The sequence below is a fragment of the Pedobacter nototheniae genome (assembly GCF_004335085.1).
Taxonomy (GTDB): domain Bacteria; phylum Bacteroidota; class Bacteroidia; order Sphingobacteriales; family Sphingobacteriaceae; genus Pedobacter; species Pedobacter nototheniae.
The window spans coordinates 284,413-300,411 of sequence record NZ_RQRS01000003.1 but is presented as its reverse complement, the minus strand read 5'-3'; the positions used below and the strand labels follow the sequence as shown (position 1 = coordinate 300,411).

The following is a 15,999-nucleotide window of genomic DNA, read 5'->3' as shown; positions in this document are numbered from 1 at the left end:
TCTTTATTACTTTTTGGTTATCTTTATTTAACCAAACGTATCAAATTATCAAAAAGGCGCTCTTCATATTTACCCTTTTAATGGGGCTGCATAATTTCTTGCAGGCACAATTTTATGTAAAACGAAATACTTTTACTACAAATGAAGGCTTGCCGAGTAATCATATTTATGATATTGTTGAGGATAATAAGGGCTTTTTGTGGATAGCAACTGATAATGGCGTTTCTCGCTTTGATGGCAAATACTTCCAAAACTTCGGCGTAAAAAATGGGTTACCATCTAATGATGTACTCCAGATATTTAAAGATGGCGATGGTAACGTTTGGGTAAATAGCTATAAACAGCTTCCGGCTTATTTTGATGAAATTAATGGAAGCTTTGTAACCATTAAAGGCAACCCGTGTTTAAATGCAATATCTAAAACCCTACTCGGCTCTACCGATTTAATAGATGGCTCAATAAAGTTTTACAATCAAATGGGTTATGTTATTTTCAAAAACAAAAAAATAACCGACTATCAATACAAATCTAAAGTAAATGATAAATTAATTATTAATGGTAAACAGATCGAATTAAGATACCAATCGGGTGTAATAAATAACGCCGCCTACAATAAGAATTATATCTACTCAAAAAATAAATTACTAGATAGCATTGTTATAAAATCGAATTATAATTTTACCCGAAGGTATGTGTATCACAATGATATTTTTCAGTTTACAGTTAAGAATAGAATTTATAAAACATCAAACATTCGTCTTTCACCCTTTTCTTATCAGGTAGATTCTGTTACTACACCAGAAAATGTTGCGTGGTTTAAATTTTCTGATCAGAGCATGACTTTGGTAAGTCCGAAAGGCAATGTATACGTTTATACCAAAAAAAACTTTACTCCTATTAGCCAGCTAAAAAATAACATTAACGCCAACTGCGCCTATGTTGATAAATTTAAAAATATATGGGTAGGTACGCTTGATGGTGGTTTAACTTATTACAGCAAAAATATAATCAGGAACATTAGCCTCCCACCAAACTACATTAAACCTAATTTTTTAAGCATTACGATAGATAATAAAAACCAAATTTTTGCGGGGAATTATTATGGGCAAGTTTTAACGATTAATAATAACCACCTTAATAAATACGAAAACCACAAAAGGGAATCGCCTGCATGGGTAAGGAAAATAATCAGTATCGGGAACAAAACTGTAGTGGTTAATGATATGGGTTATAGCATTAATTTTAAGCCTGATGAAGATATATTTACAGCGGATAATAAAATTGTATTATTAAAAACTGCTGTAGCCGTTAATGATAGTGTAGTTGTGTTTGGTACCATTACGGGTTTATTAGCCTTAAATTTAAATACTGGTAAAACTAAAAAGCTAAATAGCGATAACGATCGGGCTTTAGCGTTGGTAATGGCAAATGATAAGTTTATTTATTATATAGGTACTAAAGGTTTATTTAAATATGATTTAACCAATAATACATCAGCATTTATTCCATTAAGTTCTAGCTTTAAAAATGAAAACCTATCCGTTTTAACTTTCGCTAAAGATAATACGCTTTGGGCAAGCTCACTTAGTGGAAATTTACTGGTTTTTAAAAATGATAAAATAGTTGCAACCATAAAAGGCAATGCAAGTTTACCCGAAAACATTACATGCATGCAAGCCTTCCAAAACAAAATTTGGATAGGAGGTAAAAAAGGTATTGCCGTGCTTGACTATAAATTTTATGGAAATAAGTTTAATTACAGTATAAATAACATTTCTAAAACTGATGGTTTACTATCAAACACCATTAATGATTTAGCTATAAAAAACGATAGTATTTATGTTGCAACAGAAAACGGTATTTCTATTATACCTGCAAACTATCAAAATCCAAAATTTGAAATTTCACCAGCTTTAACCAATGTTAAAATAAATCAGATAAATACTCCTATTGCTCAAAACTATACTTTAGAGAGCAATCAGAATAACATTACACTTCAATTTGCTGGTATAGAAATTAGTGGTCACTTTAAGGCTATACAATATTCTTTGGATGGCCAGAAGAACTGGAATAGTTTAGAAGGCAATATTTTAAACATTCAATTAAATAGTGGCAGCCATACCATTTTTATTAGAGCCATAGATGTAAACAATCAAATTAGCAAGCAAACCTTAAAAATCAATTTCTTTATTAAAACCCCTTTTTACAAGGCTTTATGGTTTTGGCTCTTTATTGCAATTTTAATTACCGGAGCAATTTTCTGGTGGGTTAACAGAAGAAAACTGCTAAAACAAAGAACAATTTTTGAACAACAATTAGCCTTGGAGTTGCAACGAAAAAAAATAACTGCCGATTTACACGATGATATTGGTGCAACGTTAAGTAGCCTGCAATTAAACAGTGCAGTAGCAAACCAAATGATTAATACCGATATTAAACAAGCTAAAAAAATTCTGAATAAAATTGAAGATCAATCCAAAAACCTGGCCGATAAAATTGGTGATATTATTTGGAGCATGAAACCTGGCAAAGATGAGTTTATGACCATTAGCAGCCGAATAAAAAACTTTGCCAATGATATTTTATCCGCAACAAATATTAATTATAAAATATTGATAGATCCTGAGGTTAATAAAAGGATACAAGATATTACAACCAGAAAAAATATTGTACTAATTACAAAAGAAGCAATAAATAATGTTGTAAAATATAGCAACTCATCTGAAGTATTGATTAGCCTTAAAATTAAAGATAACCAGGCAAGTTTAATTATTCAGGATGATGGAATAGGCTTTAACCCTTGCGAAAAAAAGGGCAATGGCTTGGCAAACATGCGCAAAAGAACCGAAGAATTAAATGGTACATTTGCCATCACTTCAGCAATAAAAAGTGGTACTTCCATTTCTGTAATCATTCCGCTTGTCCCTTAATTTAGGTATGTTACCTTTCATATTATAAATTAGCTTTGTATTATGTCCATTAGAATTTTTATTTATGACGATAGTACCGACCGGCGTGATAGCCTTAAAGCGTTACTTAGCTTAAATGATAATCTTAAATTTGTTGGTGAGGCCAGCAATTGTAAAAATGCAATTGAGGATATTGAAACTTTTTATCCAAATGTAGTACTCATGGATATTAACATGCCTGAAGTAGATGGCTTGGAGGGCTTAAAACTTATTAAAAACAAGTTTCCGGAGGTTAAGGTTTTAATGCAAACGGCTTATGATGATAGCGAGAAAATATTTACGAGCATAAAGAATGGGGCAAGTGGCTACATATTAAAAAACGACAAGCCACAACGCATTTTACAAGCTATTGATGAAGTATTTGAGGGTGGTGCAGCCATGAACCCAGCAATTGCTCAAAAAGTACTCGATTACTTTAAACCCGACAAAAAGAAATCTCCTCTTAGCCCAAAAGAAAATGAAGTTTTATCTTTACTAGCCGAAGGGTTAAGCTATAAAATGGTTGCTGATCGGCTTGGCGTAAGTTATACCACTATAAATACGCATACCAAAAGAATTTATGAAAAGCTTCATATTTCTTCGTTGGGGGAAGCAATAGCTTATTTCTATAAAAACATTAAATAAGTTAAAAAACACTTAGAAACTGTTTAAATTTCACTAATTAACGTATTTTAGGATTAGCATACGTTAAATAATTCCAGACAAGTTATTTGAGCCGCTAGCTGAGTCGATCGTCTTGCTGAACTTGTTTCAGCATCTTTCCCGCCAAAATAGACCCTGAAATAAATTCAGGGTGACGATTATAGCTTAAAAATGTTTACAGGAGATCTTTTAAAAGCATATTATAATCGATTTCTCAGCTTATAAAGTAAAAATTATCGTTGATAATAAGGATGCATATAGTTCCAGAAAATCTGTTTTGGGTTATTTGAAACTGTTTAAATTTTCACTAAATATTTTACTCCGTCAGCCTGAATTTTTCAGTAGCAGTTATTGTTGCTTTTGTCTTCAAGAGGACTACGTCGTTTAGTTCAGGGTCTTTTAAGATAGATTCTGAAACAAGTTCAGAAGGACGATCATTTTTTTAGACAAAATTTAAACAGTTTCTTAATCTCTATATCATTTCCTCTATCCCTATAATCAGGGATTTTTAAGATCGCTTAAATATTCAATTTCATAATGACTTAAAATAGATCATTATGAAAAAAATTCTACAAAAAATTTCAAACACATTCTTTTCCTTTCAAAGGCTGTATTATCAGTTTATTTCTATTCATCGAAAGATTATGAATGAATAATTGCTAAACATCCTTTTAACTGCAATGCGACTAAAAGCTAAATGCCATTGACAGATCTAAAATAAGGCATTAGCGTGTAAACTTCTCTATGCCATTTTACCATTAAAAATAAAACAGCGAAGCCGAAAACTGTAAATAGAGTAGGCAAAATCTAAAAAGATATGTAATGAAAAAAACAATCTACCTTCTCGCTATTTTTCTAGTAGGAACGTTAAGTGCATGGTCTCAAACCACCACTACTGATAGTCTCAATCGCTCTGGTTTCAGGGCATCAATCCGGGCAGGCTACGATATATTGCCGATGTACAAAAATAATACGCCCTATATTGATTATAAAGGTGGGTTGGAATTGGGGGCATCAGTAAATTATTATTGGAACTGGATTGGCCTGGGTGCAGATTTTGATTACATTAAAAACAAACCAAAAAGCACTTATCCTACAAGTAATCTTTTTAACGCTGCTATGTTGCCAATTTCAGGCTTCAATACTACCGAAGCAAGTATTACACGAATGTTTTACGGCATTGGCCCTAGCTTTAAATATCAACCAAACAATCGTTTCGATGCCGAACTTTACCTTCGCGGTGGGTTAGGATCCGTAAAGGGAGGGCTTACAGCACTTACCTCTACCACCCCGGCATATTTGCTCAACTACCACGCAGGGTACGATGCAAAAAATGTTCCTTCAGCGAAACTTCAATTACAATTTAACTATTTCTTTACCCCTTCTCTTGGTATAAATGTGGGTGCCTACTATCTAACGCATTTTAATGTAAAAGAATTAAACGGTTCATCTATACCAGGCTTTAACACCGCTAATATCTCTTCAAGCTATTACTCTATAGATCGAAAGAATGAAAAAGGCGATGTTATTACTCAGGGACCAAGCGTAAGGGCCGAGCCCTGTAAGTGCAACATAAGCTCTATTGGTGCATTTGCAGGCATAGTATTTAAGCCTCAAAAAAAGCAAGTTGACAAATGTCCGGTATGCAATAAACGTCATTATCCACAGTGTTGCCAAACTTGTGGCTGCAGCATTACGGTTACAGCAAGAGATAAATATACCAGAGAGCTGTTACCCAATACTGATGTTGTACTAACTAATGAAAAAAATGAAATTGTACAAACTGGCACAACAAATACGTATGGTGTTGTGGTATTTAATAACATCCTTCCGAAGAGTTATGGTATAAAAGGCAAATTATATGATGTTCCTTTAGAAATTGCAGGGATTGCCATTGGCGAATTTGAAAAATGCCGCGAAAATGGAGGCATACAAAAAGAAATTTTATACAGTGATGAAAACTTCATTTTAAAAGGCAAAGTAGTTCAATGCAATACCGCCATACCATTAAGTGGTGCATCAGTTGTTTTAAATAATAGTACCATAGCCGAACAAAAATCAACCGTTACGGATACCAATGGAGAATTTATTTTTCACGTAACCCAAAATGTTTCTTACAACATTTATGGTAAGAAAAACAATTACTTCTCGCAAACTGAAACGGTAACCACCAAAGATTTTGATAGAAAGAAAACCTTGTTTATTAAACTCGAAGTGTGTATGGAAAAAGTAGATTGTGGGGCAGCTATTGTGCTTAAGAATATTTTGTACGATTTGGATAAATACTTTATCCGGGAGGATGCAAAACCTGACTTAAACCGACTGGTTCAGTTTATGAAAGACAACCCCAACGTAAAGGTTGAACTTTCATCACATACGGATTCAAGAGCATCTTTTAGCTACAATAACACGCTTTCACAAAATCGTGCAAATGCAGCAGTAGATTATATCGTATCACAAGGTATAGAAAGAAGTAGGCTTATAGGCAAAGGTTATGGTGAAAGCAAATTATTAAACAGATGTAAGGATGGAGTGGAATGTACCGAGGCCGAACATCAAATAAATAGAAGAACAGAGATGAAGGTAATTTGTCCTGATAACAAATAGAAAAATAACTCAACTGTATTTTAATTATTCATTTGCAGAAATGATTTCGAGAAAAAGCTTAAACATTTGAATAATTGTGATACCGCACCATACTTAACAAGAATCGACATGAAAAATTATATAATTATATTTTGTTCAATAATCAGTTGCTTAGTTATTATCTCTTGTAAAAAGAATGAAGCTGCTTGTGCATATTGTAGTGAAGAAGAACCATCAGGTTTTATGGTGGGTACTATGGCTTCTGATATTAACACTGTACCTAAAAATCAGGTTGCAACTTTATACAAAACTCTTTACAATGCTATTGCTCCTGTTGGAAATAATTGGAACGACCCGAGCGCAGCACCAAATAGAGTGCAATCTATATTTCCATCGGGATGGACTTCTGATAAAATTGGCGAAATATTTGGAATTGCCTTAGATCATGATAAGGGCATTTATCTTAGCGCTACAGATGTGTATAAATTTGATGGTTTACAGATATTGCCCTACAACGGGGCTGCTGGTATATCATCCGGAAGTGGACCTGCAGGAGCTGCCGCCATTTATTACACAAATTACACCTCCATTAATACAACTACTGCACTGGTTACAACGCTTAATAGCTCTAGTGCCAATACGGTAGGCAGCAATCAAATACCCAGCACTGGGTTTACTACATCACCAGGTAATAGTATTGGTAATATTGCATTCGATTATAAAAATAATCAGCTTTTTGCTACCAATTTAGAAGATGGAAAAATCTACCGGATTGATCCTTTAACGGGGAAAGTAAAGAGCACCTTAGATCCGTTTAATCCCGATAATGGAATTGCGGGCATTGCACCTATTGGAGAACAACTGTGGGGCATTGGCGTGTATACTTTTAATGGCATTACCAAAGTATATTTTGCATTAACAACATTACCACATATCACCAATAGCTTAGCACCAGGCGGTGTAGAAATTTGGTCTGTAGAGTTAAATGCTACTGGCGAGTTTAATGCAACCGCTGGTAGTGGCGGTGCTTACAATGCTACGGTGGCAAGTGGATTAATAAAAAAGGAAATTTCTTTAACTCAAGGCACACAAACCAAAGTAACCGATATTGCTTTTTCTAACAGTGGCAGAATGCTTTTGGCAGAACGGGGAAATCCACATGCTGCAGGTGTGTTTGAGTATGTTTTTAATGGCACCTGGAATATTGGTAATAATTTTTATACCGGAGCTGCCCTTTCATCTGGTCCTCCTGCAAATTATTTACCTGGTAAAAATGCCGCAGGTGGTGTAGATTATAGCAATAGAGAGCAAAAATCGGGTTTTGCATGTAGCGATATCGTTTGGGCCACAGGAAATTATATGCCTACTATATTACTTACAGGTCCTTATCCAAATTTCGTTTATGGAGCGCAAGGAATGAGTAGTGCTGGTAATAATGTTTTACCAAGCATAAATCAAAAAAATGATTTATACATTGATTATAACTGTACGGGCTGGCCTCATACCTTTAGTCCGGGTATATCATCTGTTAAAAATAAAATAGGTGATGTAGAATTTTTCGACCAAACATGCAATTGTAAATAATTTTTTATTGCGCTCTGTTTCTTTAAATGAAAAACAATTTCTATGGTATATAAACATACCATGGGAATTGTTTTCTCTTAATTTGAAATGAAATGTATAACTCAATTTCTTCTATAAACTCAGGATGGCAATTTACCTGTGGTTTGTGTTATCACCGTACCATCTAAATGTTATAATGCGATTATATGTAATTGTTGTATAACACCAACCGCAAGGGTAACAACAGAATAAGATTTAACTTTTTACCTCAATTTTGATACTATTAGTCTATAATTAATCACTAATAGTATCAAGATATATACTAATAGTATCAAAATATAGATTAATAGTATTTAAGCAGTTACTAATAGTATCTACTTAATACCGCAGAGTATCAAATTATATACTATTAGTATTTAATTAATAGCTATTAGCCTTAAGTTAATTTCTAATGGTATTTAAGAAGGTGGCAAGTGAAAAAGTTGAGGAGCGTAATTAACGACTAGCAGCTGTTTATTTTCGTTAAGTAGCTAATGCTTTTTGCTAAGCATTATAATTTGGAAATGAACGCTTCGGTGTGCATGGCAATTGATGTCAGGCTTTCCTCTATATCCCGATGGAAAAAATCGGGATGCCGTTTCAATCCTGTTTAGATACAATGTTTGTGCCCTTGATTTAACAAATTTCTTGCTGCCCTTGTTAAATAAACCAGACCGACAGCGGTATCCCGATTTTTTCTATCGGAATTTACCAAAGGGCGGGGCTGCATAAGCCAAAAGCTACTGATAATAGTTTCCAAAAAATGCATCTGGGCTTAGTTAAAATAACGGTTAAACCAAAAGCAATATTTTATAGAATAAATTTTGGGTAAGCGCTTTTATAAAATGACAATTGTTTACGAAATCTTTTTACACCGTTACATTTTGCCCTTTAACATCAAAGGCATCTCGCAAGCCAATGGCTAAAACATTAAAGGCATACACAGTAAGCATAATGGCTAAACCAGGCAAAACCGCTAAATATGCGGCATCCATAATAATGTAGCCATAATGTTCTTTAATCATACCGCCCCAACTTGGCATTGGTGGCTGTGCGCCGAAACCTAAAAAGCTTAATCCGGTTTCCAGTAAAATAGCAGAAGCAAAATTAGAAGATGCTACTACCAAAATAGGCCCTGCAATGTTGGGTAATATATGTTTTATTATCGTTCGGGAAGTGCTGAAACCTAAAGCCCTTGCGGCCTCTACAAACTCTACTTCTTTTAAGCCCATAACCTGCCCGCGAACTAAACGGGCAACATCTACCCAGGTAGATAAACCAACGGCAATAAAAATTTGCCAAAAGCCTTTTCCTAAAGCAAAAGAAATCGCGATTACTAATAATAAAGAGGGCAACGACCAAACCACATTCATAAACCAGCTGATAGCTGCATCTATCCTACCGCCAAAATACCCAGCTATTGCACCTAAACTTACGCCAATAAATAACGAAATTAGTACCGCCATTAACCCTACGGATAAGGAAACTCGAATTCCTAATATTAATCTGCTTAATAAATCTCTCCCATAAATATCTGTTCCTAAAAGAAATTTTTGCTCGTAAACATTGTATCTTTTAAAAAGCATTTCAGTATTACCCAGTTTAGAAGGCAAAGTACATGTAGAACATAATTCATTAAGGCTATACTTAGTTTCTTCGGCTTTTTCATCATCACCAATATACTCACGTACCAATACCTGATTGTTTACAATTCGCCATGAAGTAATGGGGATGCTTTTAAAATTTGGCTCCTGCCCATAAAGCATCTTTTCAAAAAAGCCAACTTGTTTTACCTTATTATTTTTACTGATGGTTAAAAACTGGAAAGAACTTCCTGGCTTTTTATTGCTTAATTGCAAGTGCATTACATTTGCGTTAGGAGAACTATCGGGCATAATCAAATAACCCAAAACTCCCATTATCATTAGCAACAGGATAAATATTAGCCCTCCAAAAGCAAATTTATTTCGCTTAAACTTTAACCAAACTTTTTTCGATGGGCTATTATCCATTATCTAACCATCCTGCCTTTCCAATTGTATTTTCCGCTATTTCCGGCAATGCCGATGTAAACCATGTATAAGATATGTAGCACATTTAAAATAGGGATTAAAATGAGTAACCGTCTTCTGTTTGCAAAGCCTGTTACATCCCATAAAAATAAGGTTTCTAACAACATTTTTATCACCAACTGCCAAAAAACAACAGGCAAAAATTCGTTATAAAATAAGCCAATAGCAAAATTAGCAAGCATACTCAAATTAAAAAGCCATATTAAAACGCCAAGTACAATAATTCCTTTGTTTTTATACCTTGTACTTTTGGATGCCCAGCGCCTTCTTTGCTGAATAAATGCATTTAAATTTTCTTTTGCATGCGTATAAACAATTGCATCTCTATTTTTTAAAAAACCAATACGATCGGGATATTTTGAGGCAATTTTATGCAATAGCAATTCATCATCGCCTGATGCTAAATCATCAATACCTGTAAATCCTCCTACCTCATAAAAGGTTTCCTTTTCATAAGCCAAATTTGCACCGTTACAGGTTGATGGTTGCTTATTTCCTATTGTAGATGCACCAAGACCAATTAAATATAGAAATTCTAAAGACTGTAACCTTTCAAAAAAGCTTTTCTCTTCAAAATATGCAACCGGCGAAGAAATCATTTTATAACCTTTCTCTTCATACAAACCAATCACAGTTTCCAGCCATTTCGGCCCCATTCTGCAGTCGGCATCAGTTGTAATAATTAAATCTCCGGCGCAGGTACCAATAGCGGTTTGAATGGCTTTCTTTTTATAGGAGTTTAACGCCTTATCTTCATTTAATTTAATGAGTTGTACCTTTCTATCTGCATAACTTAAAACTATTTCAGCAGTACGATCCGTGGAGTGGTCATCAATAATAATTATCTCTGTTAAATGCTGTGGGTAGCCTTGCGCAAGTAAATCATCAATAGTTTTAGCAATTTTATCTTCCTCATCCCTTGCGGCCACAATTATGGAAACCTTAGTTTTAAATGTATTTTGTGTAGGGTGAAAATAAATAAGCTTATGCCAGCCCCGAATGAAGCTCACAACTAAAAAGCCATAAATTAAGGTTAAAGCAGCGGAAAGTAGACTAAGTAGATTTATGATTTCCAAAAAAGTTGAGTTTAAAAACGAAATATGTGCCTAATATAGCAGGAATTATAATATTTATAAGCCAAATACTCGCCGTACATGCAATTACAGCAGCGTTTTGATCTGTAATGTGCTTAAACAATTCTACAGCTGTTACGCTTCGAATACCTACATCAAACAAATCCAACGATGGCAAAGCAGATTGAATAAGAAACAGAATACAAATCATCATTACAATATCTGCATATTGAAGACCTGGCACCAACCATACAAAAAGAATAAAGTATTGCGAACTGAAAACCAAGTATCGAGCAAAGCAATAAAGTAAAATTTTAAATAGTTCGGCTTTTTTATAGCGGGCCAACACACTGTAAAACTTTTTATACTTTCTGGTAAACTTTATCGACAATAATATTCCATTCAACCATTTAATATTGAAATAGAACACTACAAAAAATAAACAAAAAGCGACAGCTAAAATAACAATGGCACTAAAAAATAATGGATCAACGGGAATAAACCGATGTATAAAAAAGCAAGCCGCAATTGCTCCAAATACGTTTGTTAAAACCATTTGTCCAATATTACCCACAGCCATGGCTACTACTCCAATAATACGACGTTTTGGAGATAAGAAAAATACCCTACCGCCATATTCACCCAAGCGGTTAGGTGTAAAAATTGCTAAGGTTAAGCCACAAAAAACAGATTCAATTGCTCGCCATAATGATATTCTTTCTACGTGATTAATTAGGCGTTTCCATTTTGCTGATTCTAAAAACCAGTTAAAAAGCATTAATAAAACCACTAAACCAATAACAAGGGTAATTTCTAAGCTTCCAATATTACGGAGTAATTCGCCAAAATTATGTAGATTTTGATTTGCCACCAGTTTATGGTATATAAACCAAAAGGCAAACATAACAATGGCTGCTTTTATTACAATTGAAAGTATTTTTTTATTCCTGCCCGTCAAGATTATCTTTTTAGTTTGCAAATATGCTTAATATTGCTGTAATGTTGAACGAAAAAAAGGAACGGATCATTATGGGCATAGACCCTGGTACTGCGGTAATGGGTTATGGCGTAATTTTGGAGAAAGGAAATAAAACCGAATTATTAAGCTTAGGCGTTGTTAAAATGACGCATCTTGACGATCCATTCTTAAAACTTCAACGCATTTTTGAAAAAACAGTAGTTCTAATTGACCAGTATAAACCAGATGTTTTAGCTATTGAGGCACCTTTTTATGGTAAAAATATACAAGTACTGTTAAAGTTGGGGCGTGCTCAAGGCATTGCTATTGCTGCAGCATTATCAAGAAGTATTTCTGTAACTGAATATTCTCCACGGAAGATTAAACAATCCATTACCGGCAATGGTAACGCCACTAAAGAACAAGTTGCCGCCATGTTGCAAAGGCTATTAAACTTTAAGGAAACACCCGAATTTTTGGATGCTACCGATGGCTTAGCCGTTGCAGTTTGCCATTCTTTTCAAAAAATAACAACCGGGGGAAAATCAAAAACCTATTCAGGCTGGGAATCTTTTGTAAGTGATAATAAGAAAAAGGTTACTGGAATAGCGGCCAAAGCGAAAAAATAGTTTAACCTATTTTCTATGAACGAAGCAATTTTAACTGTGGCTTCGTTCATAGAAATAAAGAAAGTTTTATGCTTTGGTATTTTGGTTAATCATATTTCTTGTAGCTTCTTCAGTTGCCAGTTTATTCTTTTTTACAAAATACCTAATGGCGAAAAATGTTGCTATGCCTGCTAAAACCAGCATCCATAGATTTGAAATTGCAATAATAATTTCTTTAAAAATTGTCCAGCCGTTTACTATGCCTAACCAAAGTCTGGTTCCAAAAGCAGGGCGATAATCATACAAGTTATCGTTGGCAACAATCGTAGTTTTAACAGTATTGTCCTGATAAAAATTAAGGGTAATGGTACTAAATTTCACCTTATTATCAATCTGCATGTTTTCAATTTTCTTATCTACATAATCATCTTTAATGTAGAGAGACGATTCAACATTTGCACTTTTCTTAGTCGCAACCTTATTGATTTTATTTATTGCATCAACCCTGTTTTGAGCTTTTAATTTGTTTGATAAATATGCGACACTCTGGTCATCAAGTTTCATTGCTTGATGATCGACAAATACAGCCATTTTAGCTATGGTGTTCGTAAAATCGTCCAGCTTTTCTGATGGAACCTTAGCTACTAAATACCCCTCCGTGCGATAAGAAGTAATTTCTTTCAATGAATCCGTGGATTGTTTAACCTTGTCTGTTTCCTGAATATTGCTTTCGATAGAAAATTCTGCAACAGTTCCTCCTTCAGTTTTTATTGTAGCACTTAATTGCTCTTTAGTTTTTTGAACATCTTTAACTCTAAACCGCATATCGGCAGTTTTAACAATTTTTTCTGTTGCTGTTGTATCAGCCGCAATTGATTCAGCAGTTTTTATTTCTTGAGTACTGGCGTAATCTCCTTTTTTATTTTGGCAGCCAAAAAATGTTAAAATTATGGCTATAGCAATAATATTCCTTTTCATAATGATGAGGTTCTAAAAATGTTATCATTTTAAAAATTGCTTCAAATGGCCATTAGAAGTTTTGCGTTTTTTGGTTAGATTTTAAACGCTCTTTTCACTTAATACAAGAATTTGCTTTAGGTAACCCTTTGCAGTTTTTAGGCAACTATTTTCATTTACCATTTGCAACTAAAAGATACTTTTGGCTTTTTTTAGGGATGTGAATGATTTAAAAGGAACAGAATTAAATAAACCCGATAGTAGCGAGCACGGTTTCCAATTTTTTCTATTGGGAACCGTAAAGCGAATGGCGGGACTTCCGATAATATTGGTACCGAAACTTGCTTTCCAAATCATTGCAAAAAGATTTAGCATAAAAAAAGCCGATCATTTAAACATGATCGGCTTCTATATTCAGAGAGAAATATTTTTATGCATCTAAAATTTTGAATACCCCTTTAATGCAAATAACTGCACCAATGAAAAGGATAATCCATGAAACCAAAGATAAAACCCACGAATCGAAAGCAAAACGAGCATACGTACCAACCATACAAACCAGTACTCCAAAAATCATTAATTTATAAATACCAGGCTCATTAGCCTTTTTCATGCTCTCTGTATTGTGTTTTAATTCGTTTTCCATAATTGTTTTATTTTATGATGCTGCAAAAGTAATACTTATTGCTGAATAATTATAAATACTTAGTAACTTTTTAATCGTTCTAATCTTTGTTTTGCTTTATCCCTGTCATTCAATTTTTCTCCTTGATACAAAGGCTTTTCCCAATCGCCATACATTGGGTTAGGCAATACAATATATTTTGTTCCAAACAGGGTTTGATTTTCGTTTACTTGCGCAAATGTATCCTTGCCTTCGCGATAAAAAATATTAGAAAAATCACTTAAGTTATCTCCACAAAGCAATAAAATATTATACCTTTCGGCAACCGATTGTCTTCTTGGTTCTTTATTTGAAGTTCCCTTCATCACCAACAAATGTGCTTCATCAGCATAAGGAAAACCAAATTTTTGCAAGTTTTTTAAAGTGGCAGCATAATCTTTCTCATCACGATTACTCAGATAAATGGTTTCTATGTTTTTACTTGCGGCAAATTTTAAAAATGCTAAAGCACCAGGAACTGTATCGGCTTGTGCAAGGTTTGTCCATTCGGTCCAATCAGCAGGAATATAGCTAACATCTTTTTTTATTTCGTGACCTTGAAAAGCAGAATTATCCAAAACTGTTTCATCAATATCTACAATTACACAGTTGGGTTTAGTTGTTTTAGCATCCCAAAGTGCTTCTTTTAACGATAAACGAGCAAAGTTATAGGCTTGAAAACATAATGCTCTATACTCGCCTGATCGTTGTTGCCATAAAACAGCGTTGGTATAATCTCTGGCTGGAGATTGTGCGAGACTAAAAAATGGAGCAGCGAAACAGATGGCTATTAAAAGGTATTTTTTCATGATTTGAAATTAAAGAACAAAGATATCAAACATCTCTTTTATACAGCAGTTGTTACATCATCTTTACGTTCGGGTAAAATCGCTTAAAAATATTGTCCTTCTGTATATCATCTTTAATCATTACATTGGGTAACACACAAATAAAATCTTAATTATGAAATTTAAAAATTTATCAGGCCTAATTATGGCTCTGTTATGCCTTGCAGCCTGTAAGAAGAATGATCCGGTTATTGAACCTAAAAACCCTTTAGAATTACTTAAAGATTCGGCATCGTACGCTATTGATGGAAAAACCTATACTGCTATTGGTATTGACAAAGCAGGTACATTTACAACACAATCAAATCTTAAAATTACTTCTGGAGTAAACTTCAATTATGAATTAGAAGGAGATAAGGATTTTCTTCTATTTGTAAGAGAATATAGCATTAGAGCTCCCTATACTAATATTGCAGTTTCATTTGTAAAAATATACAATAAAAATGAAACTGAATTTACCAATGAGAACAATGGGGGCTATCTAAATTATCCAAAAAACAAAACAGATATATTTTCACCAGGTTTATATAATTATTCAACGGAGTTTTATAGAAGCAATTCTACTTCTGGAGTCGCGTTTACAGTTAGCAATCAAAAAGGTGTTTATAAATCATATAGCCAATCAGATTTAGGTAAACCTGCTTCAGTTACATCATCTGATCAAACTGAGTCAAAATTTGAAATTATTAGCTTTAAAAAACGTAAAAATGATTATTTACTGGAGGCTAAGTTTAATTTAACAGTATTTGATGAGCATAAAAATCCTTTGAAAATAGAAAATGGTTATCTGCGACTAAGCGTACTAAATAATTAATATCCATTTATAAAATAGAAAAGTTCACATACTTATCAACTGCTTTATGATCAGTTTTTAACAGTTGCGCCAATTCAGAAAATTAACATTATTTCCGATCTGTGAAGCCAATGCTTTTACAATTTTCTCGAGCAGCAGCGGCTTTTTTATTCACAAAAATTATAATAATTATAAACTACAATTAATGAAAAAACAAAAAAAGCCCA

12 protein-coding genes are annotated in these 15,999 nt (G+C 33.8%); 6 read left to right on the top strand and 6 right to left on the bottom strand.

What is annotated here, in order from left to right; all coding sequences use genetic code 11:
• The first annotated feature begins 80 nt into the window (after positions 1 to 80).
• From EHC72_RS04825 to EHC72_RS04810, 4 genes are all read left to right on the top strand, one after another.
• Positions 81 to 2,930, top strand: a complete 2,850-nt coding sequence (locus EHC72_RS04825; protein ID WP_131536532.1) for a sensor histidine kinase — start codon at positions 81 to 83, stop codon at positions 2,928 to 2,930.
• 42 nt (positions 2,931 to 2,972) lie between these two features.
• Positions 2,973 to 3,593, top strand: a complete 621-nt coding sequence (locus tag EHC72_RS04820) for a response regulator (protein ID WP_131536531.1) — start codon at positions 2,973 to 2,975, stop codon at positions 3,591 to 3,593.
• An 840-nt stretch (positions 3,594 to 4,433) separates the two neighbouring features.
• Positions 4,434 to 6,218 (top strand): OmpA family protein, encoded by a 1,785-nt coding sequence (locus tag EHC72_RS04815; protein ID WP_131536530.1) that lies wholly within the window; start codon positions 4,434 to 4,436, stop codon positions 6,216 to 6,218.
• 108 nt (positions 6,219 to 6,326) lie between these two features.
• Entirely contained in the window at positions 6,327 to 7,781 is a 1,455-nt protein-coding gene (locus tag EHC72_RS04810) for a hypothetical protein (RefSeq protein WP_131536529.1), read from the top strand.
• Positions 7,782 to 8,668: 887 nt separating this feature from the next.
• On the opposite strand, the gene EHC72_RS04805 is transcribed toward EHC72_RS04810, so the two are convergent.
• From EHC72_RS04805 to EHC72_RS04795, 3 genes are read right to left on the bottom strand one after another with little or no spacing between them, the layout of a single operon-like run.
• Positions 8,669 to 9,811 (bottom strand): ABC transporter permease, encoded by a 1,143-nt coding sequence (locus tag EHC72_RS04805; protein ID WP_131536528.1) that lies wholly within the window; start codon positions 9,809 to 9,811, stop codon positions 8,669 to 8,671.
• Positions 9,811 to 10,947 (bottom strand): glycosyltransferase family 2 protein, encoded by a 1,137-nt coding sequence (locus tag EHC72_RS04800; protein WP_131536527.1) that lies wholly within the window; start codon positions 10,945 to 10,947, stop codon positions 9,811 to 9,813. Before EHC72_RS04800 ends, EHC72_RS04805 begins: the two co-directional genes overlap by 1 nt.
• The gene (locus tag EHC72_RS04795; RefSeq protein ID WP_131536526.1) at positions 10,925 to 11,902 is read right to left on the bottom strand and encodes a lysylphosphatidylglycerol synthase domain-containing protein; all 978 of its coding nucleotides are present in this window, start codon (positions 11,900 to 11,902) and stop codon (positions 10,925 to 10,927) included. The genes EHC72_RS04800 and EHC72_RS04795 overlap by 23 nt, the downstream gene beginning before the upstream one ends.
• Before the next feature lie 41 nt (positions 11,903 to 11,943).
• Between EHC72_RS04795 and ruvC the strand changes: the two genes are divergently transcribed.
• Positions 11,944 to 12,531, top strand: a complete 588-nt coding sequence (gene ruvC, locus EHC72_RS04790; protein ID WP_131536525.1) for a crossover junction endodeoxyribonuclease RuvC — start codon at positions 11,944 to 11,946, stop codon at positions 12,529 to 12,531.
• Positions 12,532 to 12,597: 66 nt separating this feature from the next.
• Here ruvC and EHC72_RS04785 read toward each other — a convergent pair whose 3' ends face one another.
• The 3 genes from EHC72_RS04785 to EHC72_RS04775 all read right to left on the bottom strand — a co-directional run bounded on the left by EHC72_RS04785 (position 12,598) and on the right by EHC72_RS04775 (position 14,940).
• Entirely contained in the window at positions 12,598 to 13,488 is an 891-nt protein-coding gene (locus EHC72_RS04785) for a DUF4349 domain-containing protein (RefSeq protein ID WP_131536524.1), read from the bottom strand.
• Between the two features lie 409 nt (positions 13,489 to 13,897).
• On the bottom strand, positions 13,898 to 14,113 hold the full coding sequence (locus EHC72_RS04780) for a hypothetical protein (protein ID WP_131536523.1): 216 nt from the start codon (positions 14,111 to 14,113) through the stop codon (positions 13,898 to 13,900).
• A 59-nt stretch (positions 14,114 to 14,172) separates the two neighbouring features.
• Positions 14,173 to 14,940 carry a 5'-nucleotidase, lipoprotein e(P4) family gene (locus tag EHC72_RS04775; RefSeq protein WP_131536522.1) on the bottom strand — a complete coding sequence of 256 codons (768 nt, stop codon included), beginning with the start codon at positions 14,938 to 14,940 and terminating at the stop codon, positions 14,173 to 14,175.
• Between the two features lie 154 nt (positions 14,941 to 15,094).
• On the opposite strand from EHC72_RS04775, the gene EHC72_RS04770 reads away from it, so the two are divergent.
• Entirely contained in the window at positions 15,095 to 15,793 is a 699-nt protein-coding gene (locus EHC72_RS04770; RefSeq protein ID WP_131536521.1) for a hypothetical protein, read from the top strand.
• The last annotated feature ends 206 nt before the right edge of the window (positions 15,794 to 15,999 follow it).